Below are 26,672 nucleotides of genomic sequence, written 5' to 3'. Positions count from 1 at the left end.
ATAAGAAAGCATATAACTTATTGAATATAAGAATTTTTTATCACATAACTTATAACCAAAATGGTGCATCGCACTCTTTTGGTGCATTTTGGTTTCGTTTTGCGTGCTTTCTGCGCGATTCAAAAGTAACAACAAAATTAGCATGGTTATTAAAAACGTTACTTATTTCACATTTTTATCTTAACAATCTCACCAGGCAATTAAGGCTTTCAGATAACGACCTGATACCTCCTTTTATTCACGCGTATAAAAGGAGGCATTAGGAACGAATAAAATTCGCCTTAGGGCAATTAAATAGCGGGAAATAGCAGAGCAAAATAATGAACGGAATAACGGCGGCGCGCTGACGGCGCCGCCGAGGATAAATCAATAGAGCGTAGAACGGGAAACTTCGCTCAACAGCATGCCAGCGCGCAGGCCCAGCGCCACAGTGGGGTTAGGGAACAGTATCCACGCGCCCTCTTGGCCAACGCGATAGTCCTCCTGCGGCTGCTCGCACAGCAACATCCCCGGTTTCAACTCGGTGAAGTTGGCCGTGTCATCATCCAGGTGCAGCTTGAAATCCTCGCTGTGTTTGATCAACGAATGCATCACACGGAATACCCGGATCGCCTCGCCCTCGCGCTCCGGCAACGGCCCCTCGCTGACCGCCGCCCGCAAAGCGCGATCGATGGCAGCAAACTGCTGTAGATCGTTGCTGCCAAACGGTCGCGCCTTGCCCAGCTCGAGCGTACAGCTCGCCGCATTGAGATGCTCGCTGGAATAGTGGCTAAACGTCCCGCCTGGTGCGCTGTGCACCACCAGCGCATCCAAATCGGCGGCATCCAGCAGCTTCAGCATCGGCTCACTGTACGGGCGTTTCTGGAAAGGCAGAATGCCGAAACGTGGCAACCGCGATTCACGGATGGCGGTGTGCAGATCGTAATGGAAACGCGCCGCCAGTTCCCCATCGAAAAAGGCGGCGAGCGCACGCTCCAACTGCTGCGCACGCACGGTCTCGCCGCTGGCGACGAAGTTGCGGTAGCGGCCGCCGAACATGCGGTTCATGTCGCTGTGCAGATAACGCTTGCCGGCCCGCATCGCCGCCGGGTTGCCCAGCACCACCAACAGCCGCACCGTCAGCGGCAACCGGCCGATCAGCAGATCGCCAACCAGCTGATTGAGCAGTTCAATCGGCGCGGTTTCGTTGCCGTGCACGCCCGCCGACATGACCATCGCCTGGCGGTAAGGCTGCCGCGGCATGAGCTCCAGCACGCCTTCCCCCTGCCAACGCCAGCGCAGCTGCGGCGTTTCACCTTGCCATTCGACGGGTTCGTTCCCTTCCAGCGTCAGGGGCAGTAGATCGATCATGCCGCCTCCCTTAGCGTTGGAACGGATAAATGGCGCCGAGACCGAGGATCGACGTCAGCGAATCCAGCGCCTCACGCCCTTCGCGCAGCAGCAGCGGATCGGCCAGGTCATCCTGCGTCAGGCGATCGCGGTAATGGCGATCCACCCACTCGTTCAGCGTCGCGAACAGCCGCTCGTTCATCATCACGCGTGGATTCACCGCCCGCAGCTCCTGCTCGTTGAGCGCCACCCGCAACCGCAGGCAGGCCGGGCCGCCGCCGTTGCGCATGCTTTCGCGCAGGTCAAACACGCGAATTTCATCGATCGGGCCGCCGCTGCCGACCATGTCGTTCAGATAACGCCACACGCCGGCATGTTGGCGCGACTCTTCTGGCACCACGATCATCATCTTGCCGTTCGGCTTGGTGAGAATTTGGCTGTTGAACAGATAGGTCGCTACCGCGTCCGCCACCGAGACGCGCTCTGTCGGCACCTCGATTGCCACCAGCTCGCTGTCCAGCGTCGCCATCTTGCGGCGCAAGTCATCCAACGCCTGTTGCTGGCGGTAAAACGCCTGCTGGTGGTGGAACAGCACGTTCTGGTTACTGACCGCTATCACGTCGTTATGGAATACGCCCTGATCGATCACCGCCGGGTTTTGCTGTACGAAGACCGTATGCTGCTCGTCCAGTTGGTGCAGGCGAGCGATTGCCTCGCTGGCTTCGCGCGTTTGGCGCGCCGGATAACGCGTCGGCGCCGTTTCGCCACCGAATTCCTGACGACCGTAGACGAACATCTGCACGCTGCGCTTGGCGTAGTCGCCGCCCAGACGGTTATGGTTGGCCGCCCCTTCGTCGCCGAATAACGCCACCTGCGGCAGCGCCTCGTGGTGGGCAAAATGCCGATCGTCGCTGAACATCGCCCGCAATACGGCGGTGGTGGTTTCCGCCTCGATGGCGCGGTGGAATTTATTGTTCAGGTTGGCGGCAGTGAAGTGCACCTTGCCGTCGGCGCTGTCCGCCGAGGGCGACACGGTGGCCGCATTGGCGGTCCACATGCAAGACGCCGAGCTGAGCGCCGACAGCAAACGCGGTGATTGACGCATCACCTGCGCCAGCACCGTCTCATCGCTGCCGCTGAAGCCCAGGCGACGCAGCATCGGCAAATGCGGCCGCTCCTGCGGCGGCAATACCCCTTGCTGGAAACCGAGATCGGCCAGCGCCTTCATTTTCAGCAGACCTTGCTTCGCCGCCAGCTTCGGGTTCGATACGCTGTTTTGATGCTGCGTAGAGGCCTCGTTACCGAACGACAGCCCGGCATAGTGGTGCGTCGGCCCCACCAAACCGTCGAAATTGACTTCATATCCTGACATGGCTATCCCCTGGGGATGGCCTGCGGCAGCGCCATCGCGCCGCCGCAGACGATTAACGGAACGACAAGCCCGGCGAGAGCGTCGCCGGCAGCGACAGGCTTTCGCTTTCCAGCGACGCCATCGGCCAGGCGCAATAGTCCGCCGCATAGAAGGCGCTTGGGCGATGGTTGCCGGAGGCTCCCACGCCACCGAACGGCGCCGCGCTGGACGCTCCGGTCAGCGGCTTGTTCCAGTTGACGATGCCGGCACGCGCTTCCAGTAGCAACCGCTCGAACAGCTCACGCTGCGGCGATACCAGCCCCACCGACAGGCCGTAGCGCGTCCGGTTGGCCAGCTGCAGCGCCTCGTCGAAATCGCGGTAACGCACAATCGTGGTCAACGGCCCGAAGTACTCTTCGTCCGGTACGCCGGCCACGCCGGTCAGCTCGATGATGCCCGGGCTGAGCAGCGAACTGCCCGGCTCCAGCAGGCGCATGGTCAGCAGCGATTTGCCGCCCAGCGCCAGCAAGTTTTGCTGCGCTTTCAGCATGTTCTCCGCCGCGGCTGCCGACACCACCCCGCCCATGAACGGCTGCGGTTCGGCATCCCAACGGCCAACGCGCAGTTCGCCCGCGACCTGAACCAAACGCGCGATAAAGGCGTCGCCTTCCGCCCCCTGCTTCACCAAAATGCGGCGTGAACAGGTGCAGCGTTGGCCGGCGGAGATAAACGCCGATTGGATAGCCAGGTTGACCGCCGCGTCGCGATCCTCGAAGCCATCGACGATCAGCGCGTTGTTACCGCCCATCTCCAGCGCCAGGATCTTCTCCGGCTGCCCCGCCAATTGGCGATGCAGGTGATAGCCGGTGCCGGCGCTGCCGGTGAACAGCAGGCCGTCGATATCCGCACTGGCCGCCAGCGCTTCGCCGGTTTCCCGGCCGCCTTGCACCAGATTGATCACCCCGTCCGGCAGGCCGGCCTGCTGCCACAGCTTCAGGGTTTCCTCGGCGGTCAGCGGCGTCAGCTCGCTCGGTTTGAACACCACGCAGTTTCCGGCCAGCAGCGCCGGCACGATATGGCCGTTCGGCAGATGGCCGGGGAAGTTGTAAGGCCCAAACACCGCCAGCACGCCGTGCGGGCGATGACGCAGCACCGAAGCGCCGTCGGCCATCGCCGTCTGGCTAAAACCGGTGCGCGATTGGTAGGCCTGCAGCGAAATGCCCACTTTACCGATCATCGCCTGAATTTCGGTCAACGTTTCCCAACGCGGTTTACCGGTCTCACGGCTGATGGTTTCCGCCAGCGACTGTTTGTGCTCTTCCAGCAAGGCGGCGAAGCGTTTCACCAGCTGTTCGCGCTGTTCAAACGGCGTACGCGCCCAGGCGGGAAACGCGGCACGCGCGGCCTCGCAGGCGGCGGCGACGTCGTCAGTATCGGCGGCGTTAGCGCGCCACAGCGGCTGGTTGCCGACCGGATCGGCTTTGCCGAACTCGGCGCCGCGGCCCTGCCGCCAGACGCCATTAATCAACAGAGCAGGATGGGACATCATGCTTTCTCCTGTGCAATAAGGGGGAGCACCCGCACCGGGCTGCCCTGCTCGACGCCCAGCGCCGCAGCGGTGGCGGCGTTGATATGCAGGCGGTCGTCATACAGTTCGGCATTGACCAACAGTGCGCGGTAGTTCTGATAGTTGTCGTTGGCCACCAGATGCACCGGCGCATCGGCGCGCATCGGCGTGTCATCCAGCACCACTTTCACCAGGCGGCTCTGCTTCACCGCGCGGATATGGTCGATCTCGGCTTCCAGCGTCGGGCCGCCGTCGAAGATATCGACGTAGCCCTGATAGCTCAGGCCTTCCGCCTCCAGCAACCGGCGTGCCGGCAGGGTTTGCGGATGCACTTCTCCGATCACTTTCTGCGCGTCTTCGGCCAGGAAATCGACATACAGCGGATGTTTCGGCATCAGTTCAGCGATAAACGCCTTTTGTCCGGTGCCGCTCAGGTAGTCCGCCTTGGCGAACTCGATGGAGAAGAAACGGTGGCCGACGCTCTCCCAGAACGGCGAACGGCCGTTTTCATCTGAGAAGCCGCGCATCTCGGCGATCAGACGGCGGGAGAAACGCTCGCGGAATGCGGCAATAAACAGGAAACGCACCTTCGACAGCAGTTTGCCGTTCTCACCGTGGCGATAGTCCGGATCGAGGAACAGCGTGCACAGCTCCGAATGGCCGGTATGATCGTTGCTGAGGAACAGGGTCGGTACCGATTTATAGACGTTCAGCTGTTTGGAGGCATGTACCTGCGTGCCGACGCGGAAGCTGTACCAGGGTTCTGCCAGGCCGACAGCCACTTCGATCGCGCAGACCCCCACCGCCTGCCGGCGCTCGCTATCCTCCAACACGAACAGATAACACTGGTCACTTTGCGGAAGTTCGCCTTGCCAGGTTTTTAACGCCCGCTCAATGCGTGCCGACAGGGTATCTTCATTTTGCGGCAGTGAAGTGAGACCGATGCCAGATTTACCGGCAAGCGTCAACAAATCCGCCAGATCGCGACGCTCTATAGGGCGAATAATCATCATAATGCGAACCTCTTCTGAATCAGGCTGCGCCGGTGAAGGCGCAGCCCGCTGATTAGCTGCAAATGCGCGCCACGGCACGCGCGAATCGCGCCAGCCCCTCTTTCACATCCTGCTCAGGGATGATCAGCGACGGCGTGAAACGCACCACGTCCGGACCGGCGATCAGCGCGATGACGCCTTCTTCGTTGGCCAGTTGGGTGATCTGCTTCGCTTTGCCGGCATAGTCCTTCGTCAATTGGCAGCCGATCAGCAAACCGCCGCCGCGAATGTCGGCGAAGATCGGGTACTGGCGATTGATGTCGTTCAACCCGTCGATGAACCACTGGTGACGCTGTTTGACGCCTTCCAGCACTTCCGGCGTGTTGATGATGGAGAACACTTCCCCCGCCACCGCCGTCGCCAGCGGGTTGCCGCCGTAGGTGGTGCCGTGGGTGCCGACGCCCAGCGTTTTCGCCAGCGCATCGGTGGTCAGCATGGCGCCGATCGGGAAGCCGCCGCCCAGCGCTTTCGCGGTGGTCAACACGTCCGGCACCACGCCGTACTGCATATAGGCATACAGGTGGCCGGTGCGGCCGACGCCGGTCTGTACTTCGTCGAAGATCAGCAGCGCGTTATGACGATCGCACAGTTCACGCAGCCCCTGCAGGAAACTGGCTTCCGCCGGCAGCACGCCGCCTTCACCCTGGATCGGCTCGACGATCACCGCGCAGGTGCGATCGTTGATAAGCTCGGCCGCTGCGGCCAGATCGTTATACGGCGTATGAGTGATACCGCCCGGCAGCGGCGCAAAGTCCTGCGAATATTTTGGCTGGCCGCCGGCGGACACGGTAAACAGCGTGCGGCCGTGGAACGCGTTGTTGAACGCCACAATCTGATCTTTACCGGCGCCGTGCTGATCGTGCGCATGTTTGCGTGCCAGTTTCAGCGCCGCTTCGTTAGCTTCGGCGCCCGAGTTACAGAAGAACACCTTGTCGGCGAAGGTGGCGTCGATCAGTTTTTTGGCCAGGCGCAGCACCGGTTCGTTGGTATAGCCATTGCCCAGATGCCACAGCTTGCCTGCCTGCTCCACCAGCGCCGCCTTGACCGCCGGGTGCGCATGCCCCAACGCGTTAACCGCGATGCCACCGGCGAAATCGATATAAGACTTACCCTGCTGATCCCACACCTGCGATCCTTCGCCCCGCACCAGAATAAAATCGGCAGGGGCATAAACCGGGACCATCCAGTCATCGAAAGACTGGCGGGTAACTGCGATTGGCTGTTCCATAGTGACCTCATAATCTCAGCAAAGGCTGAATTTTGACTGTAAGGGTCGCTCAAGCCCGGTTAGGCCGCCACAATGCAAAAAAACCGTTGTTCAAAACCGACTTTCGCGGCGGAGAAAATACTGTCCCTTACCGCTGATTTAGAAACAAATCTGTTACATAAAATCGATTTTTCACTATTTATGGCGTATATCCGGTCCCTGAGCGGGGAGTAAATGTTAACGAGCAGTTAAAATACATGTCGTTTGATAAAGAGTGTAGAGCAGCTATCGTGCCAAAACGTGATTTTTGCCGGATTTTGCTATTTTTTGCGTTAAAACAACGGCTTATATTGAATATTTATTCATTTTCTATGCATTGGTAATGCATAAATTAAAAAATAAGGCCTAAAATCATCATTGCGCGCGAAATCCTATTCAATTACGAAAAACTTTAGAATTTCTGATCGGGCTCGCAAAAATAATTTCACCCAATTTGCTCGCCCTCACACTTTTTGCCCCCATCGGGTGCAGCGGTGCGTCAGGATTGTGCAAGACGGCAGTGACGCGGAGATCCCACCTGCAACATCCCCAAAACACGGGCCGCGCTGACCGCCGTCAGCCTCCACTCCCGCTTTGTTTGCCAGCGGCTACACTGTGATCCTGACCGCCCCTTCTCTTCTGCGCCCAAGGAGTCACCATGCCCAAGAAAACCGTCGATCTCAGCCAGCCACACGCCCAGCACGACATCCGCGCATTTCTCGACGCGCTGAATGCCGCCGGCGGTAAACCCATGGAACAGATGAAGCCTAAAGAGGCACGCAGGGTCTTGGAGGACGCGCAACGCAGCGTCGAGGTGCCGCTGCGCGAGGTCGAGATCAGCGAAAAAACGATTCACGTAGAAGGTCAGGATATTCTGCTGCAGCTGGTGCGGCCGGCCAGGGTCAACGAGGCGCCGCCGGTATTCATGTTCTTTCACGGCGGCGGCTGGGTGCTGGGCGATTTCCCCACCCACGAGCGCCTGGTGCGCGATCTGGTTTACAGCTCCGGCGCAGCGGCGGTGTTCGTCAACTACCCCCGTTCCCCGGAAGCGCATTACCCACAGGCGATCAATCTGGCCTATGCCGCCACGGAATGGGTGGCCGAGTACGGCGAGAAGATCAACGTCGACGGTTCACGGCTGGCGGTGGTCGGCAACAGCGCCGGCGGCAATATGGCGGCGGTGGTCAGCCTGATGGCCAAAGAGAAAGGCATACCGGCACTGCGTTGCCAGATCCTGCTGTGGCCCGTCACCCGTGCCCAGTTTGATACCGACTCCTATCATCAGTTCGCCGAAGGCCATTTCCTGACCCGCAACATGATGAAGTGGTTTTGGGACAGCTACGCGCCCGATAAGGCGCAGCGCAAAGACATCTACGCCTCGCCGCTCAACGCTACGCCGGAACAGCTGCGGGGCTTGCCGCCGGCGCTGGTGCAGACCGCCGAGCTGGACGTGCTGCGCGATGAAGGCGAAGCTTACGCGCGTCTGCTCGATGCCGCCGGCGTCGAGGTCACCGCCACCCGCTACAACGGGCTGATCCACGACTACGGCCTGTTGAATCCGCTCGCCCACGTCCCGGCGGTGCATTCGGCGATCCACCAGGCCGGGCGCGCGTTGAAGCACTACCTGTCCTGACGCTAGCCGACCAGGTGGCAAGCCACCTGATGGCCGGGCGCCACGCTGCGCAGCTGCGGCGCCTGTTCGCGGCACTGCGCCGTGGCCAGCGGGCAGCGGGGATGGAAACGGCAGCCGCGCGGCGGGTTGGCGGGGTTCGGTGGCTCGCCGCCGGCCACCCACGCCGGCGCGCGTTGCGCATCCAGCGTCGGCACCGCTGCCAACAAGGCCTGCGTGTAGGGATGCAGCGGTTGGCGAAACAGCGCGTCGCGATCGGCGCTCTCAACGATCTGCCCCAGATACATCACTGCCACATCCTGGCACAGATGCTCCACCACGCCGAGATCGTGCGAAATAAACAGTAGCGTCACCCCCTGCCGTTCCTGCAAATCGGAGAACAGATTGATGATCTGCGCCTGAATCGACACGTCGAGCGCCGATATCGGTTCGTCTGCGACGATAAACTCCGGCTGCAGGATCAGCGCGCGCGCGATGCCGATGCGCTGGCGCTGGCCGCCGGAAAACTCATGCGGAAACCGCCCATAATGCTGCGGCGACAGCCCGCAGATCGCCAGGGTATCGAGCACCCGTTCGCGCAGTTCCGCCTTGCTCGCCAGGCCGTGTTGCAACAGCGCTTCCCCAATGGCGTCGCCCACGCGCAGGCGCGGGTTCAGAGAACTGTACGGATCTTGAAACACTAACTGCATTTTCGGCCGCAGGGCGCGCAGCGCATCTTTACTCAGGCTATCCAGTGCCAGCCCTTTGAACATTACCTCACCGGCGGTTTTGTCGTGCAGGCCGAGCAGCGTGCGGCCGACGGTGGTTTTTCCGCTGCCTGACTCACCCACCAGCCCGAAAATGCGCCCCTTGCGAATGCTGAAGCTGACGTCGTCCACCGCCTTCAGTTGACCGGTGGTGCGCCCGAACAGTCCGTCGCGCAGCGGAAAATATTTCTTTAATCCTTTCACTTCCACCAAAGGTTCAGTCGACATGCGGGCGCCCTCCGGCGTTGAGGAAACAGGCGGACTGGCGCTGCGGCGTGCCGTACAGCGGCGGAATGCCATCGCGGCAGCGCGCGGTGGCCTGCGCACAGCGCTCGGCAAACGCACAGTGATCAGGCAAGCGCGCCAGATCCGGCACCTGGCCGGGAATGGAGTACAAACGGCGGAGCCGCTGGCCCGGCACCGGCCGCGAGGCGATCAGCCCCTGAGTATAAGGGTGCCGCGGTTCGGCGAGCACTTCCCGCGTCGTGCCCTGCTCGACGACGCGCCCGGCGTACATCACCGCCAGCCGATCCGCCATCTGGGCGATCACCCCAAGATCGTGGGTGATCAAGATCATCGCCATGTTGTGTCGCCGGCTCTGCTCACGCAGCAACGCCAGGATCTGCGCCTGCACCGTAACATCGAGCGCCGTGGTCGGTTCGTCGGCAATCAGCAGCGCCGGACGGCACCCGATCGCCATAGCGATCATCACGCGCTGCAGCATGCCGCCGGAAAGCTGATGCGGATAGCAGCGCATCAGTGCCTCGGCGCGCGCTAACCCCACTTCCGTCAAGAGTTGAATCGCCTGGCGCCAGGCCGCTTTCGGCGACAGGGTCAGGTGGCGAATCAGCGGCTCCACCAGCTGTTCGCCGAGGGTCAACACCGGATTGAGCGCGCTCATCGGTTCCTGAAAGATCATCGCCAGTCGGTTGCCGCGCAGATCGGCCATCTTGGAGGCCCGCAGCGACAGCAGGTTTTGCCCTTCAAAGCGAATTTCACCGCCGTCTACCTGCGCCAGCGGCTGCGGCAACAGCCCCATCAGCGCCATGGCGGTCACGCTTTTGCCGCAGCCCGACTCACCGACGATCCCCAGCGTTTGCCCGGCCTGCAGCTCAAGGCTGACCTGCTGCACCGCCCGCACCGGCCCTTGTTCCCCCTGAAACGACACCGACAGTCGCTCGAACGCCACCAGCGGTTGGCTCATCGTGTTACCCCGTTCATTTTCGGATCGAGCGCGTCCCGCAGGCCGTCGCCCAAGATATTGATCGCCACCACGGTGACGAAGATCGCCAGCCCGGGCGGCATCCACAGCCAGGGGCGGCGCTGAAAGTCGATCAGGCTATTGGCTGCGTCCATCATGTTGCCCCACGACGGCGTCGGCGGCACCACGCCCAGCCCAAGGTAGCTCAACGCCGACTCGCTGAGGATGGCGTTGGCCACCGCCATGGTGGCGACCACCACCAAAATCGGCACGGTATTGGGCAACAGATGGCCGAAGAGGCGCCGCCGGGTGGAGAGCCCCAGCACTTCGGTGGCCAACATGAAATCCCGCTCACGCAGCGACAGGATCTGGCCGCGCACCAGCCGCGCCAGCGACGGCCAGCCCAGCAGGCTCAGCATGATCATCACCATGTAGATGCGGTAGTCCGGCGACACGTCGAGTTCGGTCAGCATCGCCCCCATGATGATCAGCAGCGGCAGGCCGGGAATGGTCATCAGCAGATCGGCGAAGCGCATGATCAGCCTGTCCGCCACGCCCCCCAGATAACCGGCGAGCGCCCCCAGCACATAGCCCAGCGTTACCGACAGCAGCATCGACACCAGGCCGATGGTCAGCGATATCCGCCCCGCCAGCAGCAGCCGGGTGCAGATATCGCGGCCGAGAAAGTCGGTGCCCAGCCAGTGCGCGCCGCTCGGCGCCTGGTTGATATTCAGCACGTCGCCGGCATCGTCGCGCCACGGCGACAGCGACGGCCCAATCAGGCACAGCAGCGCCAACAGCACCAGCAACGCCAGCGAAATCATCGCCGGTCGGTGGCGGCGCAAACGTCGCCAGGCCTGAGCGGCGGGCGGTGGCGACAGTTGCGCCAGCGCAGGCAGCTGTGCCTGTCGCCAGCGGCGACGGCGGCCGAAAAACAGCGTAACCAACATCGTGTTACCTCAAGCGAATGCGCGGGTCGGCGTAGGCGTACAGAATATCCGCCAGCAGATTACCGAGAATGGTCAAGGCGGCCAGAAACAGCGTGAACCCCATCAATACCGGGTAATCACGCGCCGCCAACGAATCGATATGGATATGTCCGGCGCCCGGCCAGTTGAAGATTTTTTCGGTGATCAGCGCGCCGGAGAACAATCCCGGCAGCTCGAACCCCAGCAGGGTGATGATCGGCAACAGCGCATTGCGCAGCGCGTGTTTGAGGATCACCGTTTTCTCCCTGAGCCCCTTGGCGCGCGCGGTGCGGATATAGTCCATGCGGATCACCTCCAGCATGCTGGCGCGAAAATAGCGCGTCAGGCTGCCGGCCTGCAGCATCACCAGCGCCAGCACCGGTAACAGCAGGTGCGCCGCCACCTCCAGCGCCCAGGCCAGTCCGCTCGCTTCGCTGCCGGTGCGCAACATGCCGCCCGCCGGTAGCCAGTGCAGGTCGACGGCGAACCATTTGATCAGCAACAGGCACAGGAAGAACGTCGGAAACGACATAGCGGCGAACACCGCCACGGTGATCAGATGATCGAACAGCGAATAGGGTTTCATCGCCGAGATCACCCCCACCGCCAACGCGATGCCCCAATACAGCACCATCGCCACCGCCGCCAGCAGGAACGAGTTCCAGATGTATTGATTCAGCAACGTGCTGACCGGGATCTGATACTGCAGCGAAAAACCGAGATCGCCCTGCAGCAAGCGGCCGAGCCAGTGCAGGTAGCGGCTGAACAACGGCTGATCCAACCCATACAGCGCCCGCAGCTCGGCGGCGCGTTGCGCGGTCAAATTGATGTTGCCGTCGATAAAATCGCCGGGCGCCAGGGCGAAAATGCAAAAAATCAGCAAGGAAGCCAACAACAGCATCGGGATAGTCTGCAACAGACGGCGCAGGATAAAGTTTCTCATCGCGGGTTCCATCGCCGCCGCCCGGAATGGCGCGGCGGCGTCAGGGCGTTACGGCGCCGGTTTGACGTTCGGCAGGCTGCCGACCAATCCGTTGTAGATATCCGGTTTAAAGCCGGTGACGCGCGCGCTGCTGGCGCTCAAAATCTCGCGGTTGCCGAGCAGGATCACCGGCGGATCGTCCGCCAACGCTTGATACAGCTGGTGATACAGCGGCTTGCGCTGGGCTATATCCAGCGTGGCATTGGCCCTGGCGATCAGCGCGTCTACCTGCGGGTTGTGATAACCGGTCTCGCTCTCGCTGCTGATGAAATCGCGTACTCCGTCGTGCGGATCGTTCAGCGTACTGGTGCTGAGGGACGCCAGGTCGTAATTGCCCACCTTGCGCTGCGCCAACAGCGCGTTGAAGTCCAATACCTGCGGTTTCAGCACCACGCCGAGCCGGCGGTAGTTATCCTTGGCGATCGGCACCAGCGCGTCGTTGATCAGCTTTTTGGTTACCAGCAGCGTCAGCTCCAGCTTTTTACCGTCTTTTTGCCGAATGCCGTCCGCGCCCACTCGCCAACCGGCCTCGTCCAACAGCTTCCCAGCCTTATCGAGATCGTAAGCGTAGGGATTGATGCCGTTCGCGTCATAGGCCCAGGAGATCGGCGAAATCGGCTGGTTGGCGACCTTGCCGTACCCCTGGTACACCACGGCGATCAACTTTTGCCGATCGAGGCCGTAGATCAGCGCCTGGCGCACCCGTTTATCCTGCAGCGCCGGGCGTCTGAGGTTGAAATCAACGCGGCTGTAATCGCTTGAGCTGTAAAGGTTGATATTGGCGAAGCCGAGCAGCTTGAGCTGTTCGATATCGTCCGGTTTGGCGGTAAAGGCGTCGTAGTCGGTCTCACCGGTCTGGAACAGCTGGAAGTTGGTGGCCGGGTTGGTGACGCGGTAGATAAAGCGCGCCATCGGCGGCGGGCCGAGGTAAAAGTTCGGGTTGGCGTGGAAGCGGATCTCCTGCCCCGGCACGTACTTGTCGTAAATATAGGGGCCGTTGCCGAGCGGCTTGCCGTTCAAGGCGCGCACGCTGTCGAGTTTGCCGCGCTGATAGTCTTTGCCGTAGTAAGCCCGCGACAATACCGGCCCGCCAATCAGTTGCAACGTGGTCGCGCCCGGCTGGGTGGTGACGATCTGAATGGTGCGATCGTCGATCACCTTCAGCCCGCTGATGCCGGCGGCGGTACCGTTTTTATACTCGGCGCCGCCCTGGATGTGCGCCGGCGTGATATCGGTGTCGCCGTCATAGGCCGGATCGTGCAGCAGCGTCAGGGTAAAGGCGATATCGTCGGCTTTCAGCGGCGAGCCGTCGCTGTAGACCAGATTCGGCCGCAGCTTAATGATGTAGGTCAGATTATCGGGGCTGACCTGCCAGGACTCCGCCAATCGCCCTTCTGGCTTGCCCTGGCTGTCCAGGCCGATCAGGCGGCTGAAGATCACGTCGGTTACGTTCTCGTCCCAGCCGTTGGTGAACAGATACGGGTTGAAAATCCCCTGCGGCTCAGAGATGCCCGCCACCACGGTGTCTTTACGCAGTTTGGCGGCGGTCGGCACCCGAGCGGTGTCGCTGGCCGGCGTGATACCTTCGGCCAGCGTTTCCGCCTGAACGACGCCGCTCAGCCCCAGCGCGCAGATCAACGCCAGCGGCGTCAACCTATAACGCAACAGTTTGTTTAGCTTGTTTTTTATTCTACTCACCCACTGCCCCTCGTCTACCCGTTGATAAAAATGTGACAAAATTTATCGCAGAGTAATGGGCGGCTGGAGGGCTGTCTAACAACGAAACCGGCATTCCATTGCCGAAAAAAGCATTATGAATTTTTCTGGGGCAAAGCCCGCTGCAAATCGCGGTTCAACCGGTCGCAGCCAGCCCCCGGATAAGTTTGGCTAAGGTTTTGACCGCCTCTTCAAAGCGGTCATTCCATTCAAAAGAGGCGTTGAGGCGGAAACAGTGGTTGAAATGGTCGCCGGTCGTGAACATGCGCCCCGGCGCGATGCTGATGCCCCGGGAAAGGGCCCGCCGGTACAGCTCCATCGACGACAGCGCCGGATCGAGCTCCAGCCACAGGAAGTAACCGCCGTCGGGCTGGCTGACCTTCACCGTCGGCGGGAAATGGTGGGCGATCGCCTGACGCATCGCGCTTTGGCGTTGAGCCAGCAGGCGCCGCAGCCGCCGCAGATGGGTATCGTAGCCGCCGTGCAGCAGATAATCCGCCAGCGCCATCTGGGTCGGCACGCTGGTGGAAACGGTGCTCATCAGCTGCAAACGCTGGATCTGCTGCGCATAACGCCCCGCCGCTACCCAGCCGACGCGAAAGCCCGGCGCCAGGCATTTGGAAAACGACGAGCAGTGCAAGATCTGGCCGCCGCTGTCGAGCGCCTTGGCCGGCAGCGGCCGTTCGGCGCTGAAGTACAGCTCACCGTAGACATCGTCTTCGATCAGCGAAATCTGCCGTTCGCGCAGCAGCTCCACCAGGCGCTGCTTGTTGGCCTCCGGCAGGGTGGCGCCCTGCGGATTTTGGAAGTGGGTCATCAGCCAGCAGGCCTTGATCGGATACTGTTCCACCGCCTGCTGCAACGCGTCCAGATCGATACCGTCCTGCGGATGCGTGGCGATCGCCACCGCCTTTAACCGCAGCCGTTCCAGCGCCTGCAGCGCGCCGTAAAACGCCGGCGATTCGATCGCCACATAGTCGCCCGGCTGGGTCACCGCCTGCAGGCTGAGGCTGAGCGACTCCATCGCCCCGGCGGTGATGACGATTTCGTCCGGGGCAACCTGCATGCCGCTCAGCGCATAGCGTTGGGCAATGTGCCGCCGCAGCGCGTCGTTGCCCGGCGGCAGGTTGGCCAGCGAACTGTGCGGCGTGAACTTGCGCGCTACGCTGCTCAGCGCCCGCGCCAGCTTCGGCTGGGCGAACAGCGTGGCGTCGGGAAAGGCCGAACCGAAAGGCACGATGTCCGGATCCTTGCAGGCCTGCAGCACGTCAAAAATAAAGGCGTTGATGTCCACCTGCTCGCTCAGCAACAGTTTCTCGCCGCGCGAAGGCTGAGGCAGCGGCTGCGGACGCGCCGCCACATAGTAGCCCGACTGCGGGCGGGCGACGATCCACCCCTGGCTCTCCAGCAGTTGGTAAGACTGCACCACCGTCATCAGGCTTAATCCGGCGCGTTTGCCGCTCTCGCGCAGCGAAGGCAGCTTGTCGCCCGCCCGCCACACCCGGTTCTGGATCTGTTCTCTAATCTGCTGCGCAAGCTGCTCGTATCGGGTCATAACCATTAACTGTTATATGAAAAAGTAAAATAACTGTCACTATTATAGTCACTGTACTTCGTGATTAACTTAACGCCAAGCTTTTCACATAAAAATGACAGCTATACTCAAGAGGTTAATTTATGTTCAACCCTAGGAGGCGCCATGCTGGGTCTTGATGCACTGGAACTCGCCAGAATACAGTTCGCCTTCACCGTGTCTTTCCATATCATCTTCCCCGCCATCACCATCGGTTTAGCCAGTTATCTGGCGGTGCTGGAAGGGTTATGGTTGAAAACGCACAATGAAGCCTACCGCGAGCTTTACCATTTCTGGTCAAAGATTTTCGCCGTTAACTTCGGCATGGGCGTGGTGTCCGGGCTGGTGATGGCCTATCAGTTCGGCACCAACTGGAGCTTCTTCTCCGAGTTCGCCGGCAGCATTACCGGGCCGCTGCTGACTTATGAAGTGCTGACCGCCTTCTTCCTCGAAGCCGGTTTCCTCGGCGTGATGTTGTTCGGCTGGAACCGCGTCGGCCCAGGGCTGCACTTCTTCGCCACCTGCATGGTCGCGCTCGGCACACTGATCTCCACCTTCTGGATCCTGGCCTCCAACAGCTGGATGCAGACCCCGCAGGGGCATGAAATCATCAACGGCCAGGTGGTCCCGGTCGACTGGCTGAAGGTGATCTTCAACCCGTCCTTCCCGTACCGCCTGCTGCACATGTCCACCGCCGCCTTCCTCTCCTCGGCGTTCTTCGTCGGCGCCTCCGCCGCCTGGCATCTGCTGCGCGGCCGTGATACCCCGGCGATGCGCAAAATGCTGTCGATGGCGATGTGGATGGCGCTGATCGTCGCGCCGGTGCAGGCGATGATCGGCGATGCGCACGGCCTGAATACGCTGAAACACCAGCCGGCGAAGATCGCCGCCATCGAAGGCCACTGGGAGAACCCGCCGGGCGAAGCCACGCCGCTTATCCTGGTCGGTTGGCCGGACATGCAGCGCGAAGAAACCCGCTTCAAGCTGGAGGTGCCGTACCTCGGCAGCCTGATCCTAACGCACAGCCTGACCGAACAGGTGCCGGCGCTCAAATCCTTCCCGCCGGAAGATCGCCCCAACTCCACCGTGGTGTTCTGGTCGTTCCGCATCATGGTCGGGCTGGGCATGCTGATGATTCTGGCCGGGGTGTGGAGCCTGTGGCTGCGCTGGCGCGGCGGGCTGTATCAGTCGCGTCCGTTCCTGTACTTCATTCTGTGGATGGGCCCTTCCGGGCTGCTGGCGCTGCTGGCGGGCTGGTTCACCACCGAGATCGGCCGCCAACCGTGGGTGGTGTACGGCCTGCTGCGCACCAAGGATGCGGTCTCCGCGCACGGCGACCTGCACATGAGCATCAGCCTGCTGGCGTTCATCATCGTCTACTGTTCGGTGTTCGGCGTGGGGTATTCCTACATGATGCGCCTGATCCGCAAAGGGCCGCAGCCGCATGAACACCAAGAAGACAATACCGAGGGCCGGCCGGCGCGTCCGCTGTCCGCGGTCAACGACACTCTGGACGACAGGAGCTGAACATGGGTATCGATCTTCCGCTGATTTGGTTTGTCATCATCGTGTTCAGCACCATGATGTACGTGGTGATGGACGGTTTCGACCTGGGCATCGGCATCCTGTTTCCGTGGGTGAAAGAGAGCGGCGACCGCGATCTGATGATGAACACCGTCGCCCCGGTGTGGGACGGCAATGAGACCTGGCTGGTGCTGGGCGGCGCCGCACTGTTCGGCGCCTTCCCGCTGGCCTATTCGGTCATCCTCGACGCGCTGGCGATCCCGCTGACGCTGATGCTGATCGGGCTGATTTTCCGCGGCGTGGCCTTCGAGTTTCGCTTCAAGGCGACGCCGGAGAAGCGCCATATCTGGGACAAGGCGTTTATTTGGGGCTCACTGTTCGCCACCTTCAGCCAGGGTGTGGTGGTGGGCGCCGTGATCAACGGCTTCCCGGTAGAAGGCCGCACCTACGCCGGCGGCGCGCTGGACTGGCTAACGCCGTTCGCGCTGTTCTGCGGGCTGGGGCTGGTGGTGACCTATGCCCTGCTCGGCTGTACCTGGCTGGTGATGAAAACCGCCGGTGAACTGCAGGCACGCATGTATCACCTGGCGACGCCGCTGCTGGCCATCCTGTTGCTGGTGCTGGCTGCGGTCAGTGTCTGGACGCCGATCGCCCATCCGGAAATCGCCGCCCGCTGGTTTACGCTGCCTAACCTGTTCTGGCTGCTGCCGGTACCGCTGCTGGTGCTGCTCAGCGCCTGGGGAATTCAACGCGGAGTGAAACGCGGCGCGCACTACTCGCCGTTTATGCTGACGCTGCTGCTGGTGTTCCTCGGCCTGAGCGGGCTTGGCATCAGCATCTGGCCGCACCTGATCCCGCCGGCCATCAGCCTGTGGGACGCCGCAGCACCACCGCAGAGCCTTGGCTTTATGCTGGTGGGCGCGCTGTTCATCATCCCAATCATTCTGGTCTACACCTTCTGGAGCTACTACGTGTTCCGCGGCAAGATCAGCCATGAACACGGCTATCATTGAGAAGGGAGGACGCTATGCAAGATAAAACGGCAACCGCCGCTCCGGCGCCCTGGTGGAAACGCATCGGTTGGCTGGTGATCATCTGGAGCGCCAGCGTGCTGGGGTTATTCGTGGTTGCCTCACTGTTCCGCCTGCTGATGACCGCGGCGGGCATGAAGTCGCATTGACGCGGCGCCTTATCTGGACGCGCTGTTGGGAAAGTAAAAAGAGACCACCAGCGTGACCAGCGGCAAGGCGCCGATCTTCACCAGCTCAAACACCTGATTCAGCGCTTCGTTTTTCTCCCAATACGCGTGGGCGGCGAATACGCCCACGCTGACGGCGAATATCCCGCACAGCACCTGGCGTGCCAGGCGCAGCCGCTCCATTTCGTCGAAGACCAAGACCTGCTCCAGATAAACCTGGCTGGCCTCATCGCGCAGATTACGGCTTTCGATGTTCATGGGAAGATCTCCACGACCCGCCCCACCGCTTCAAGCTGTTCACCCTTCTCCCGTACAATGCCAAGAGAAGTACCATCCTGTTTCATCCAGTACTTATCGGCAAGGGTAATCAGTGCAAACGCCATTTTGATTACCTCGGTTTTTTCCATCCCGTGACGCCGGGCGATATCGTTCAGATCATCATCAATTTTGTTCGATAACCGAATCGGCAAGCTGCGCATAGTCCACCTCCTGTGGCCGTTGATTCACAGAGGGAAAGTCTACTGGAAGGGCAAATATCGTTCAATTAGTGAACTGCGTAACGCCTCGCACAATCCGCATGCAACGCTAGTACGGCTTGCGGCCCATCGCGCTGAGGAAGCGTTGCTGCAGACGCAACAGCTCCTCCAGTTCCAGCAGGCGGTAGTCGATGCCGAAACGCGGCGCCACCTCGCCGATGATGCGGCTCAGCGCCGGGTAATGGCGGTGGCTCCAGTGCGGGAACAGATGATGCGTCAAATGCAGGTTCGCCCCGCCGAGCCAGTACCCCAGCCAACGCGGCCGGGTCAGCCAGTCGAAGGTGGTGGCGAACACGTGGTGATACCAGCCGTGCGGCATCGTGCCCTGCGCCGGCGCCTGATAAAAGTTGGCCTTGGCCCAGTGGGTGCCGATGATCAACATCACGAACAGCAAGGAAGAAAGCATCTGGCTCAGCAAATAGACCAGCAGAATTTGCCCGATGCCGATAGCCGGCGGCAGCAACCAGCATGGGATCGCCAGCGCCAGCAGCAGGTGTGCCGCCTTACCCGCCAGAAACCCGCACCAGCCACGCACGCCCTGCTGCGCCATGCGCGCCGCCACGCGGGTGCGGCCCGCCCTGTCCAGCCAATCGAACAGCCAGATGTAGTACGGGAACGTCAGCGCCGCCACCAGCGGCCAATAGTAACGCTGCGCGCGCATAAAGGGGCGCCAGCGCTGGAACGGCGTTTGCCGCAGCACGCCGTTGGCGTCGATGTCGGGATCGTAATGTTCGATATTGTTATGGGCATGGTGGAACAGCACGTGCCGCACGCGCCAGCAGTCGGGATCCAGCCCCAGCGGCACGCTCACCAGGGCGTTCAGCCAACGGTTGGCCCAGGGCCGACGGAAAAACGCGTTGTGCGAAGCATCGTGCACCACGTTTACCGTCAGGAACATGCCGATAAAGATAAAACCGAAATAGCAGGCGAAAAACGCCCAGCCGTTTTGCTGCTGCAGGCTCAGCCCGTAACACAGGCCGCACAGTGCCAGCAGCAGCGTCACCTTCGCCAGCATGCCGCCGTCGGCGAAACGGTGATCGCCGTTGGCCGCCAGATAGTGCTGGGCGGCCTGCATCAGCGCGCGATGCAACCCGCTGTCGTCGCGCCGATAGGCCAACGGACGCAGCGGTTTCATGGCTGCCCCATCCGCCGCAAGAAGCGCTGTTGCTGCGCCAGCAGTTCGCGATAGCCGATGCAGCGGTACGCCATGCCGTGCCGCTGTGCCACTTCCGCCACCGCGGCGGCCAGCGCCGGATAGTGGCGGTGATTCCAACCGGGAAACAGGTGATGGGTCAGGTGATAGTTCAGTCCGCCGGTCAGGTGCTCCAGCCAGCGCGGTTCGGGCTGCCAGTCGCAGGCGGTGGCGAAATTGTGCCGGTACCAGCCTTGCGGCATGCTGTCGCCCGTCGGCGCAGGGTAAAACTCGGCCTGCGCCCAGTGGGTGCCCAACAGCAGGAACACCACCAGCAGCGAGGCACACATCTGGCTGAGCGCGTAAGCCAACAGCACCCAGCCCCAGCCGATGCCGTGCAGGTGGCCCACGATCAGCGGCACCACCAGCACCAGCGCCAGATGCGCGAGCTTGCACAGCACGAACAGCGTCCAACCGCCGCGCCCCGCCAGCACGCGTTTTTCCCGCAGCGGCGTTTTATCGAGCCGATCGGACCAATCGAAAATCCAGGCGATATAGGGCAAGGAGAGCGCGGCGATCAGCGGCCAGTACAGATGCTGATAGCGCATATGGGGCCGCCAGCGCTGGAAAGGCGTCTGGCGGAAAAAGCCGTTCTCTTCGGTGTCCAGATCGTAATGCTCCACGTTGGCGTAAACGTGGTGGTAATCCACGTGCCGCGTACGCCAATAGTCCGGATCGACGCCCAGCGGCAGCGTCACCACCCGCCCCACCAGGCGATTGGCCCAGGGCGCACGCAGGAAGGCGTTATGCGAAGCATCGTGGTTGACGTTGACGTTGAGCAGCATACCCATGGTCACGAACAGGAAATAGCAAAGGAAAAACGCCCATGGCTGATGCTGCATCAGGCTGAGCGCGTAAAACCCGGCGCACAACACCAACAACAGCGCGGCCTTGACCAGCCGCGCGGCATCGGCATAGCGATGATCGCCCGCCAGGCAGGCGTGCGCCGCGCGCTTGAGATCGCGATGAAACGCCTGCTCGCCATCGGCGGGAAAACGCAGCGGCGGCATTGACTCAGCCATGCGGTTCCTCCACGGCGGCCGATGCGGCCACTCGCCCCCAGCCCAGCGCGATGCACAGGGCATGCAGCGCCACGGCGGCCATGGCGATATGCCAATAGCGCTGCGGCCAGCCAAGATAGCCGATAAACAGCAGCGGCATGCCCAGCGCGATCAGCAGCCAGACGGCGCTCGCCCACGGCCGCCCTTCCGTCATGCCGCCCAGCGCTACCGATCCCAACGCCAGCAGCACCAGCAGCGCCATTTGCGGCCAGCTGATGTCGCCGTAACCATAGCCGTATTGGTAGACGTAGCCGACCACCAGCGTGAACAACAGCATGGCGCCGCTGAATACGCTGAGTGCCGAACGGCGGTCGCGTGGTCGGCCCGGCGCCGGGCGCCATGTCAGACGCAAATAGCGCAGGAACGGCAGATTACTCGCCCAGAACGGGTTGGCAGACGGCCTGTCACCGCTGACGCCATAGCTGAACGGCGTGGTCGGCAACGCCGGGCAGAAGGTGCCGAACAGCTTGTCCCAAAAGATAAAGCTGCCGCCGAAGTTCTTATTGGAATACGCCATGTCCTTGACGTGGTGCACCCGGTGGTGCGCTGGCGTGACCAGGATTTTTTCCAGCACGCCCAGCTTCGGCGTCAGCGCATTGTGGTTAAACAGCTGAATGCTGTAGTGAAAAATCGACACCGCGACGAACACCGACAGCGGCACGCCCGCCAGCGCCAGCAGCAAAAAGAACGGGATCGACGTCAGCGACGAATACCAGGAGTTGCGCACCCCCAGCGACAGGTTGAAGTGCTCCCCCTGGTGGTGCACCACGTGTACCGCCCACAGCACGCGGAAGCGGTGGTGCAGGCGATGCAGCCAGTAGAAACCGAAGTCCCACGCCAGCAGGGCGAACAGCCACATCAGCAGCGGCGGCCAGGCGTCCAGCAGCCCCAGGCTGAAATGCGCGGCCACGTAGCCGTAGCAGGTGATCTCCAGCCCGCGGAACAGCCACAGCATGATATGGCCGGAGTTCAGGTTGAACACCAGATCGTGCCAGTTGACCGGCTCACGGCGCCCCCACTGCAGCGCCACCGCCTCGGCCACCACGATGAACAGCATGAACACTATCGGCAACGCCAGATCGCTCATCCCATTTCTCCTTTAACCACGCGCCTGCGCAGGGCCTTTATACGCAGCGCCAGCCCACCGGCGCATAGCGCCAGCAAGGCGCCACCTGCCAAATCGACAAACAAGTGACGGCGCAGCTGCAGAATGGAGAACGCGATCGCCACGCCCCACAGCATCCACAGCGCCGTCCGCATTTTGCGCTCGCCGTCGCTCAGCGCCCACACCGCCAGCACCGTCAGCGCCATGTGCAACGACGGCAGGCAGTTCTGCGCCGAATCCACCTGCGTTAACGCCGCCAGCAGCTGCGCGCTGATCCCAACGCCATCGTTCTGCGGATAGGCCATGGTGGTCGGCCACAGCAAGTAAACCGCTCCGGCGCCCAGCGCCGTCAGCTGCATCGCCAGCGTCAGCCATTTGATTCGCCGCAGCGGCGCCAGCAAATAGCCAGCCGGGACGATGAGGAAGAACGACAGGTAGAGCCAGATGGCCGCCGGGTTGAACGGGATCGCCCGATCAAGCGCCGACGGCGGCAACAGGGTTCCCGCCCCCTGCAGGCGATCGGTCAGGCTATACACGACCCCGACCGTCCCCCAGCCGAGCAACATGTGCCCTAGCCTGAACAGCGTATTTTTCATGCTTCCTCCGCCTGGCGCACGATGCGCCGCCGCTTGCGATCGAACTGCGGCAGCACCGCCTGCGTCGTCAGCCGCCATTCGAGCCGCTCGGTGGCGATGCCCTGACGGGCGAACAGTGCGATCAGCTGCGCCTGGCAGTGCGCCAATTCCGCTTGGCTGCAATCGGCAATCAGCTCCAGCCGCTGCTCGCCGCGCTGGATCAGGCGGTAATCGCTGGTCAGCGGCAACGCATTGGCGATCGTCCGGCTGCAGGCATCGGCGAACACCGCCTGCGGTTGCCGCTGCGCATCGGGTAACATCAGCTGATCGTCGCGCCGCCCTTCGATACGCGCAATCGCCCGCGTCGGTTGCCCGCATGGGCAGGGTTCCTGGCGCAGCACCAATACATCATCCAGCCGATAGCGCACGATCGGCTGCGTACTGCGGGTAAAGTCGGTGATCAGCGGCGTGAAGTGCAGTTCGTCGATCCACTGCGGTTCGATATGCAAAAACTCTTCGTTCAGATGCAGCGTGCCGTGCGCGCAGGTCGCGGCCAGGAACCCCTCGGTGGCCTGATACACTTCGCCAACCGCCGGAAACACCTGCATCAGCAGGCGGCGATCCTGTTCTTCAAGCACCTCGGCGACCGAGATCACTTTTTTGACCGGCAGCGTCACCTGCCCGGCCAGCACCGCCAGCGCCAGGGCGCGCAGCACCTGCGCCGGCGCCACGATGATGCTGGGCGCCTGCCGTTCCAAGGCGGGCAGATGCGCACTGAACGGCGCGAGCAGATCGTAAAACGCCAGGCTCAGCCAACGGTTGTTCACGCTGTGATAGAGGTTATTGTCCGCCCGCAGAAACAGCGCAACGCGCTCGCCGGCCAACAGCCCGTCCGGCAGCATCTTCGCCAGCATGCCGCCGGCCCACACCTGCTGTTCGCGCGGGCTGACGACAAACACGCCGCGCTGCCCGGAGGTGCCGGACGACAATCCGACGCTGTAGCGCCCGATCTTCGGCGTGAAATCGCGATCCGCCTCGCTGCGCTGCGCGCAGGCCAGCACCGCATCGCGCTGCAGCCCGGCGGTATTCATCCGGTCGAACTGCGCCATCATCAGCGCCTTGTCCATCTGCGGCCATTCGGCGAACGGCCGGCGGCTGAAACACTGAAAATAGGGGCTCTTGCTCAGCACCCGGCGGGCAAAGCCCGTGAGCTGCCGGGCCTGATACGCCTCCAGCGCCGCACGATCGCCAAAGCGCAGGCGTCGGGCGCGAAAATAGTGCCAAAGGGTCATGAAGGGGATCACAGGTCCCCCTCATGACACAGCAAAATGTTGACCTGGCCGCCCGCCCACAGCTGGTTGAGCCGCTCCAGCGTGCGGGTGTACGCCGCCGCGTCGTCCATCACCAGATTGGCCAGGCGCGAAGGCCCGCGCAGCGTCTGGTAGCTCTGCGGCGACCAGGCGGCGTCGCTGGCCAGCAGTGTCCAACCGGCATCGGTGAGGATAAAGGCGCCGATATGGCCGGCCGCATGCCCCGGCAGCGGCACCAGCACGATCTGCCCTTCGCTGCCCGGCAGCGCGTAACCGCGATCGAACGGCGCCAGCAGCGCGGGCAACGCCACCGAGGGAAAAGCCTCCATAAACTGCAGGCGGCTCTCGAAGTCCGCCGGGATCAGGCCGGGAATAAAGGCGCGCTTCAGCGCCGCAAAACCGCGCAGCCCACGGGTTTGCTGCCAGCCTTCACCAGAGCAAATAAAATCGAGTTGGCTGAAATCCTGCAGCCCGGCGATGTGATCCGCGTGAAAATGCGAGACGATCAGCGCCTGGATGTCACCTTCGGTGTAACCGGCTTCGCGCAGCTGGTGCGCCAACGACTCGGCGGGATCGAAATAGACCGGCGTCATGCGGCGGTAAAGGCTGAACAGCCCCGACTGCGTGTGCTGCTGAAAATAATGCGCGTAGCCGGTATCCCACAGCCAGCGGCGCTCCCCTACCTCCAGCAGATAGGCGCGCGCCGGGAATTTGCACACCCGGAACCCGGCACCGCGCAGCGCCATGCAGCCGATATGCGTGCAATAGCCCACTTCAAAAACGGTGACTTTAGCCATGTTGTCCGCCTCCTTGCTGCCGCAGCCACTCGCCGGTCAGGCGGATCCCCTCTTCCATCGAGTAACGCGGCCGATAGCCCAGTTCTTCGATCGCGCGGGTCTGGCTCAGGGTCATGTCGAAGTGCACCGCCGCCACGCTGTAGCGCGTCAGCATCGGTTCCTTGCCGCTCAGGCTTGCCCACAGCTCCATGCCGCCGGCCAGCGAATGCAGCAGCGGATAGGGCACGGCCTGCAGCCGGTAACTCAGCCCCAGCGCCTGACGCAGCAGCGCATCCAGCATGTCCGCCAGCCGCTGCGGTTGGTGATTGGTGATGTTGTACACGGCGCCGGACGGCAATCCGCGCTGCCGGCTGGCCAGCTCCATGGCGTGCACCACATTGGGGGCAAAGGTCAGATCCAGCAATGCCTGTCCGCCGCCGGGCAATCGCAATACGCCGCGATCGCGTTCGAGCTGCTGCAACAGCCGCGGCACGATCACCCGATCGTGCGGGCCAAACAGGCCGCGCGGCCGCAGCATAATGTAGGTGGTTTGCGGATAGATCTTCGCCTGCGCCAACAGGCGCTGTTCGGCCGCATACTTGCTGGCGGCATAGTGATTGGCGAAGCGCCGGGCGCGGTAACCCTCGTCAAGATCGTAATGCGGCTGAAAATCGAAGTAGATTGCCGGCGTGGAGATATGCACGAAGCGCCGCACGCCGCAGCGCCCCGCCGCCTCCGCCAGCTTCTCCGTCGCCGCGGCGTTGATGCGGTGAAATTCCGCCTTGCTGCCCCAGGGCGAAGACTTGGCCGCACAGTGCCACACCCACTCGCAGTCGGTCACCAGCTCCCGGCACTGCTGCGGCGTGGCCTGCGCCAGATCGAGCGCGCAAAACTCGGCGCCCAGCCGGCGCAGCGTTGCGCCGGCCCGCTCATCGCGGCCGGTGGCGCGCACCTGATGTCCGGCCTCCAGCAACCACTGCGCCGCGTTGCGTCCCAGCCCGCTGGTCGCCCCGGTGACCAGCACCCTCATGGCAGCAACACCATGCCGGCCAGCGCCAGCCCGGCGGCGGTGCCGATCAGCATCACCGGCTGACCGGGATTGAAGCGCCCGGTGGTCACGGCGGCATGCAGCGCCGTCGGGATAGACGCCGCCACCTGATTGCCATGATGGCGGTAGATATCGACCAGCGCCTCGCTGGAGACGTGCAGCCGTTTGCGCATATGTTCGAGCGACAGATGGCTGGCCTGATGCGGCACTACGGTGGCGATCTGCGCCAGGGTCAGGCCGCTGGCGTTCAGCAGCCGGTCGAGGTAGCCCTCAATCAGCGCCGACGCCTGACGGAACAGCGGCTTGCCCTGCATATGGAACAGGAAGTCTTGCTCACACATGCCGGCGCGCGGGTTACGACGCGTACCGCCGGCGCGGATCTCGCACAGTTCGCTCCCGGCGGGATAGGTTTCCACCAGGCTGGCGAGGATACCGCTGGCGCCGTCGCCGCACTCCACAATGGCACAGGCGGCACCATCGCCGAAGATCAGCGACGACTCTTCGTGCTGCCAGTCGATGCCGCGTGAAGCGAGATCCGCCGAAACGATGGCGATACGCCGATACGTCCCGGCGTTCAACAGCCCCGCCGCTACCTGCAGCGCAGAGATAAAGCTGACGCAGCTGCTGTTGATGTCGAAGCCCGGCGTGCCCGCCGCCAGCCCCGCCACCTTGAGAATATGCGCGGCGGTGCATGGCAGCGCCTGCACCGATATCGCCGAGGCGGAGATCAGCAGGTCAATGGAAGCTGCCGGGATGGCGTGGCGAGCCAGCGCATCTTGCAGCGCAGCGGCAGCGAGTTCGGCCTGGCTGGCATCGTCGGCGGCGTGATAGCGGCAAACGATACCCGAGCGTTTTTCAACGTAGCCGGCCGGTTTCCCCAGGCGAGCGTCGAGCGTAGAAGACGCCACGCGGTTGGGCGGCAACGCGGCCCCGGTGGCAATGATTTTCAGAGGCAACAGCTCGGGTGAGCGACATTGTGTGGTCAT

General features: G+C 62.4%; 25 protein-coding genes. 4 read left to right on the top strand and 21 right to left on the bottom strand.

Annotated elements, in window-relative coordinates:
- Positions 1-366: 366 nt before the first annotated feature.
- From astE to ACJ8HA_RS03595, 5 genes are read right to left on the bottom strand one after another with little or no spacing between them, the layout of a single operon-like run.
- Complete coding sequence (astE, locus tag ACJ8HA_RS03615) at positions 367-1,350, bottom strand: succinylglutamate desuccinylase (protein ID WP_442515206.1); 984 nt, start codon at positions 1,348-1,350, stop codon at positions 367-369.
- 10 nt (positions 1,351-1,360) lie between these two features.
- A complete protein-coding gene (gene astB / locus ACJ8HA_RS03610) occupies positions 1,361-2,701 on the bottom strand; it encodes an N-succinylarginine dihydrolase (RefSeq protein WP_049295797.1) in 1,341 nt (446 codons plus the stop codon).
- Positions 2,702-2,753: 52 nt separating this feature from the next.
- On the bottom strand, positions 2,754-4,226 hold the full coding sequence (astD, locus tag ACJ8HA_RS03605) for a succinylglutamate-semialdehyde dehydrogenase (RefSeq protein ID WP_049209079.1): 1,473 nt from the start codon (positions 4,224-4,226) through the stop codon (positions 2,754-2,756).
- Positions 4,226-5,260 carry an arginine N-succinyltransferase gene (gene astA, locus ACJ8HA_RS03600; protein ID WP_049204091.1) on the bottom strand — a complete coding sequence of 345 codons (1,035 nt, stop codon included), beginning with the start codon at positions 5,258-5,260 and terminating at the stop codon, positions 4,226-4,228. The genes astD and astA overlap by 1 nt, the downstream gene beginning before the upstream one ends.
- A 52-nt stretch (positions 5,261-5,312) precedes the next feature.
- Positions 5,313-6,527 carry an aspartate aminotransferase family protein gene (locus ACJ8HA_RS03595; RefSeq protein WP_025303180.1) on the bottom strand — a complete coding sequence of 405 codons (1,215 nt, stop codon included), beginning with the start codon at positions 6,525-6,527 and terminating at the stop codon, positions 5,313-5,315.
- Positions 6,528-7,203: 676 nt separating this feature from the next.
- Between ACJ8HA_RS03595 and ACJ8HA_RS03590 the strand changes: the two genes are divergently transcribed.
- A complete protein-coding gene (locus ACJ8HA_RS03590) occupies positions 7,204-8,178 on the top strand; it encodes an alpha/beta hydrolase (protein WP_273830351.1) in 975 nt (324 codons plus the stop codon).
- A gap of 2 nt (positions 8,179-8,180) precedes the next feature.
- Here ACJ8HA_RS03590 and ACJ8HA_RS03585 read toward each other — a convergent pair whose 3' ends face one another.
- The 6 genes from ACJ8HA_RS03585 to ACJ8HA_RS03560 all read right to left on the bottom strand — a co-directional run bounded on the left by ACJ8HA_RS03585 (position 8,181) and on the right by ACJ8HA_RS03560 (position 15,343).
- Positions 8,181-9,149: an ABC transporter ATP-binding protein gene (locus tag ACJ8HA_RS03585; protein ID WP_025303182.1), complete on the bottom strand. Its 969-nt coding sequence runs from the start codon at positions 9,147-9,149 to the stop codon at positions 8,181-8,183.
- Positions 9,139-10,125: an ABC transporter ATP-binding protein gene (locus ACJ8HA_RS03580; RefSeq protein WP_049204093.1), complete on the bottom strand. Its 987-nt coding sequence runs from the start codon at positions 10,123-10,125 to the stop codon at positions 9,139-9,141. The genes ACJ8HA_RS03585 and ACJ8HA_RS03580 overlap by 11 nt, the downstream gene beginning before the upstream one ends.
- A complete protein-coding gene (opp4C, locus tag ACJ8HA_RS03575; RefSeq protein WP_025303184.1) occupies positions 10,122-11,072 on the bottom strand; it encodes an oligopeptide ABC transporter permease in 951 nt (316 codons plus the stop codon). The genes ACJ8HA_RS03580 and opp4C overlap by 4 nt, the downstream gene beginning before the upstream one ends.
- 4 nt (positions 11,073-11,076) lie before the next feature.
- Positions 11,077-12,033, bottom strand: coding sequence for an ABC transporter permease (locus tag ACJ8HA_RS03570; RefSeq protein WP_004934604.1), 957 nt, complete (start codon positions 12,031-12,033; stop codon positions 11,077-11,079).
- A gap of 48 nt (positions 12,034-12,081) precedes the next feature.
- Complete coding sequence (locus tag ACJ8HA_RS03565) at positions 12,082-13,737, bottom strand: ABC transporter substrate-binding protein (protein WP_442515266.1); 1,656 nt, start codon at positions 13,735-13,737, stop codon at positions 12,082-12,084.
- A gap of 187 nt (positions 13,738-13,924) precedes the next feature.
- A complete protein-coding gene (locus tag ACJ8HA_RS03560; protein WP_238969470.1) occupies positions 13,925-15,343 on the bottom strand; it encodes an aminotransferase-like domain-containing protein in 1,419 nt (472 codons plus the stop codon).
- 144 nt (positions 15,344-15,487) lie between these two features.
- On the opposite strand from ACJ8HA_RS03560, the gene ACJ8HA_RS03555 reads away from it, so the two are divergent.
- Genes ACJ8HA_RS03555 through ACJ8HA_RS03545 form a run of 3 tightly spaced genes read left to right on the top strand, consistent with a single transcriptional unit; the run spans position 15,488 to position 18,065 of the window.
- Positions 15,488-16,888: a cytochrome ubiquinol oxidase subunit I gene (locus ACJ8HA_RS03555; RefSeq protein WP_016927376.1), complete on the top strand. Its 1,401-nt coding sequence runs from the start codon at positions 15,488-15,490 to the stop codon at positions 16,886-16,888.
- A 2-nt stretch (positions 16,889-16,890) separates the two neighbouring features.
- Entirely contained in the window at positions 16,891-17,898 is a 1,008-nt protein-coding gene (gene cydB / locus ACJ8HA_RS03550) for a cytochrome d ubiquinol oxidase subunit II (RefSeq protein ID WP_025303188.1), read from the top strand.
- A 14-nt stretch (positions 17,899-17,912) separates the two neighbouring features.
- Positions 17,913-18,065, top strand: a complete 153-nt coding sequence (locus tag ACJ8HA_RS03545) for a DUF2474 domain-containing protein (RefSeq protein WP_071605360.1) — start codon at positions 17,913-17,915, stop codon at positions 18,063-18,065.
- 9 nt (positions 18,066-18,074) lie between these two features.
- Here ACJ8HA_RS03545 and ACJ8HA_RS03540 read toward each other — a convergent pair whose 3' ends face one another.
- The 10 genes from ACJ8HA_RS03540 to ACJ8HA_RS03495 form a co-directional block, all read right to left on the bottom strand.
- The gene (locus tag ACJ8HA_RS03540) at positions 18,075-18,341 is read right to left on the bottom strand and encodes a hypothetical protein (RefSeq protein ID WP_033643416.1); all 267 of its coding nucleotides are present in this window, start codon (positions 18,339-18,341) and stop codon (positions 18,075-18,077) included.
- Positions 18,338-18,562: a hypothetical protein gene (locus ACJ8HA_RS03535; protein WP_025303190.1), complete on the bottom strand. Its 225-nt coding sequence runs from the start codon at positions 18,560-18,562 to the stop codon at positions 18,338-18,340. The genes ACJ8HA_RS03540 and ACJ8HA_RS03535 overlap by 4 nt, the downstream gene beginning before the upstream one ends.
- Positions 18,563-18,668: 106 nt before the next feature.
- Positions 18,669-19,754: an acyl-CoA desaturase gene (locus ACJ8HA_RS03530; RefSeq protein WP_025303191.1), complete on the bottom strand. Its 1,086-nt coding sequence runs from the start codon at positions 19,752-19,754 to the stop codon at positions 18,669-18,671.
- A complete protein-coding gene (locus ACJ8HA_RS03525) occupies positions 19,751-20,833 on the bottom strand; it encodes a fatty acid desaturase family protein (RefSeq protein ID WP_442515205.1) in 1,083 nt (360 codons plus the stop codon). Before ACJ8HA_RS03525 ends, ACJ8HA_RS03530 begins: the two co-directional genes overlap by 4 nt.
- Positions 20,826-21,959 carry a sterol desaturase family protein gene (locus ACJ8HA_RS03520; protein ID WP_025303193.1) on the bottom strand — a complete coding sequence of 378 codons (1,134 nt, stop codon included), beginning with the start codon at positions 21,957-21,959 and terminating at the stop codon, positions 20,826-20,828. Before ACJ8HA_RS03520 ends, ACJ8HA_RS03525 begins: the two co-directional genes overlap by 8 nt.
- Positions 21,956-22,573 carry a phosphatase PAP2 family protein gene (locus tag ACJ8HA_RS03515; protein ID WP_025303194.1) on the bottom strand — a complete coding sequence of 206 codons (618 nt, stop codon included), beginning with the start codon at positions 22,571-22,573 and terminating at the stop codon, positions 21,956-21,958. The genes ACJ8HA_RS03520 and ACJ8HA_RS03515 overlap by 4 nt, the downstream gene beginning before the upstream one ends.
- Positions 22,570-23,856, bottom strand: a complete 1,287-nt coding sequence (locus ACJ8HA_RS03510; protein ID WP_049204099.1) for a F390 synthetase-related protein — start codon at positions 23,854-23,856, stop codon at positions 22,570-22,572. Before ACJ8HA_RS03510 ends, ACJ8HA_RS03515 begins: the two co-directional genes overlap by 4 nt.
- Positions 23,853-24,659, bottom strand: coding sequence for an MBL fold metallo-hydrolase (locus ACJ8HA_RS03505; RefSeq protein WP_025303196.1), 807 nt, complete (start codon positions 24,657-24,659; stop codon positions 23,853-23,855). The genes ACJ8HA_RS03510 and ACJ8HA_RS03505 overlap by 4 nt, the downstream gene beginning before the upstream one ends.
- Positions 24,652-25,668, bottom strand: coding sequence for an NAD-dependent epimerase/dehydratase family protein (locus ACJ8HA_RS03500; protein WP_025303197.1), 1,017 nt, complete (start codon positions 25,666-25,668; stop codon positions 24,652-24,654). Before ACJ8HA_RS03500 ends, ACJ8HA_RS03505 begins: the two co-directional genes overlap by 8 nt.
- On the bottom strand, positions 25,665-26,672 hold the full coding sequence (locus ACJ8HA_RS03495) for a 3-oxoacyl-[acyl-carrier-protein] synthase III C-terminal domain-containing protein (RefSeq protein ID WP_049209030.1): 1,008 nt from the start codon (positions 26,670-26,672) through the stop codon (positions 25,665-25,667). Before ACJ8HA_RS03495 ends, ACJ8HA_RS03500 begins: the two co-directional genes overlap by 4 nt.

The organism is Serratia sp. CY33802 (assembly GCF_052169095.1).
Classification (GTDB): domain Bacteria; phylum Pseudomonadota; class Gammaproteobacteria; order Enterobacterales; family Enterobacteriaceae; genus Serratia; species Serratia bockelmannii.
The sequence above is the reverse complement of the archived record's forward strand: the minus strand, read 5'-3'. Positions and strand labels throughout refer to the sequence as shown.

Excerpts from the sequence above, each read along its gene's own strand:
- ACJ8HA_RS03595 (WP_025303180.1), bottom strand. The coding sequence starts at position 6,527 with ATGGAACAGCCAATCGCAGTTACCCGCCAGTCTTTCGATGACTGGATG.
- astA (WP_049204091.1), bottom strand. The coding sequence starts at position 5,260 with ATGATGATTATTCGCCCTATAGAGCGTCGCGATCTGGCGGATTTGTTG.
- astE (WP_442515206.1), bottom strand. The coding sequence starts at position 1,350 with ATGATCGATCTACTGCCCCTGACGCTGGAAGGGAACGAACCCGTCGAA.
- ACJ8HA_RS03535 (WP_025303190.1), bottom strand. The coding sequence starts at position 18,562 with ATGCGCAGCTTGCCGATTCGGTTATCGAACAAAATTGATGATGATCTG.
- ACJ8HA_RS03530 (WP_025303191.1), bottom strand. The coding sequence starts at position 19,754 with ATGAAACCGCTGCGTCCGTTGGCCTATCGGCGCGACGACAGCGGGTTG.
- ACJ8HA_RS03520 (WP_025303193.1), bottom strand. The coding sequence starts at position 21,959 with ATGAGCGATCTGGCGTTGCCGATAGTGTTCATGCTGTTCATCGTGGTG.
- cydB (WP_025303188.1), top strand. The coding sequence starts at position 16,891 with ATGGGTATCGATCTTCCGCTGATTTGGTTTGTCATCATCGTGTTCAGC.
- astB (WP_049295797.1), bottom strand. The coding sequence starts at position 2,701 with ATGTCAGGATATGAAGTCAATTTCGACGGTTTGGTGGGGCCGACGCAC.
- ACJ8HA_RS03555 (WP_016927376.1), top strand. The coding sequence starts at position 15,488 with ATGCTGGGTCTTGATGCACTGGAACTCGCCAGAATACAGTTCGCCTTC.
- ACJ8HA_RS03515 (WP_025303194.1), bottom strand. The coding sequence starts at position 22,573 with ATGAAAAATACGCTGTTCAGGCTAGGGCACATGTTGCTCGGCTGGGGG.
- ACJ8HA_RS03505 (WP_025303196.1), bottom strand. The coding sequence starts at position 24,659 with ATGGCTAAAGTCACCGTTTTTGAAGTGGGCTATTGCACGCATATCGGC.
- ACJ8HA_RS03590 (WP_273830351.1), top strand. The coding sequence starts at position 7,204 with ATGCCCAAGAAAACCGTCGATCTCAGCCAGCCACACGCCCAGCACGAC.
- ACJ8HA_RS03585 (WP_025303182.1), bottom strand. The coding sequence starts at position 9,149 with ATGTCGACTGAACCTTTGGTGGAAGTGAAAGGATTAAAGAAATATTTT.
- ACJ8HA_RS03540 (WP_033643416.1), bottom strand. The coding sequence starts at position 18,341 with ATGAACATCGAAAGCCGTAATCTGCGCGATGAGGCCAGCCAGGTTTAT.
- ACJ8HA_RS03580 (WP_049204093.1), bottom strand. The coding sequence starts at position 10,125 with ATGAGCCAACCGCTGGTGGCGTTCGAGCGACTGTCGGTGTCGTTTCAG.
- ACJ8HA_RS03545 (WP_071605360.1), top strand. The coding sequence starts at position 17,913 with ATGCAAGATAAAACGGCAACCGCCGCTCCGGCGCCCTGGTGGAAACGC.
- ACJ8HA_RS03500 (WP_025303197.1), bottom strand. The coding sequence starts at position 25,668 with ATGAGGGTGCTGGTCACCGGGGCGACCAGCGGGCTGGGACGCAACGCG.
- ACJ8HA_RS03570 (WP_004934604.1), bottom strand. The coding sequence starts at position 12,033 with ATGAGAAACTTTATCCTGCGCCGTCTGTTGCAGACTATCCCGATGCTG.
- ACJ8HA_RS03495 (WP_049209030.1), bottom strand. The coding sequence starts at position 26,672 with ATGACCACACAATGTCGCTCACCCGAGCTGTTGCCTCTGAAAATCATT.
- ACJ8HA_RS03560 (WP_238969470.1), bottom strand. The coding sequence starts at position 15,343 with ATGACCCGATACGAGCAGCTTGCGCAGCAGATTAGAGAACAGATCCAG.
- ACJ8HA_RS03525 (WP_442515205.1), bottom strand. The coding sequence starts at position 20,833 with ATGGCTGAGTCAATGCCGCCGCTGCGTTTTCCCGCCGATGGCGAGCAG.
- opp4C (WP_025303184.1), bottom strand. The coding sequence starts at position 11,072 with ATGTTGGTTACGCTGTTTTTCGGCCGCCGTCGCCGCTGGCGACAGGCA.
- astD (WP_049209079.1), bottom strand. The coding sequence starts at position 4,226 with ATGTCCCATCCTGCTCTGTTGATTAATGGCGTCTGGCGGCAGGGCCGC.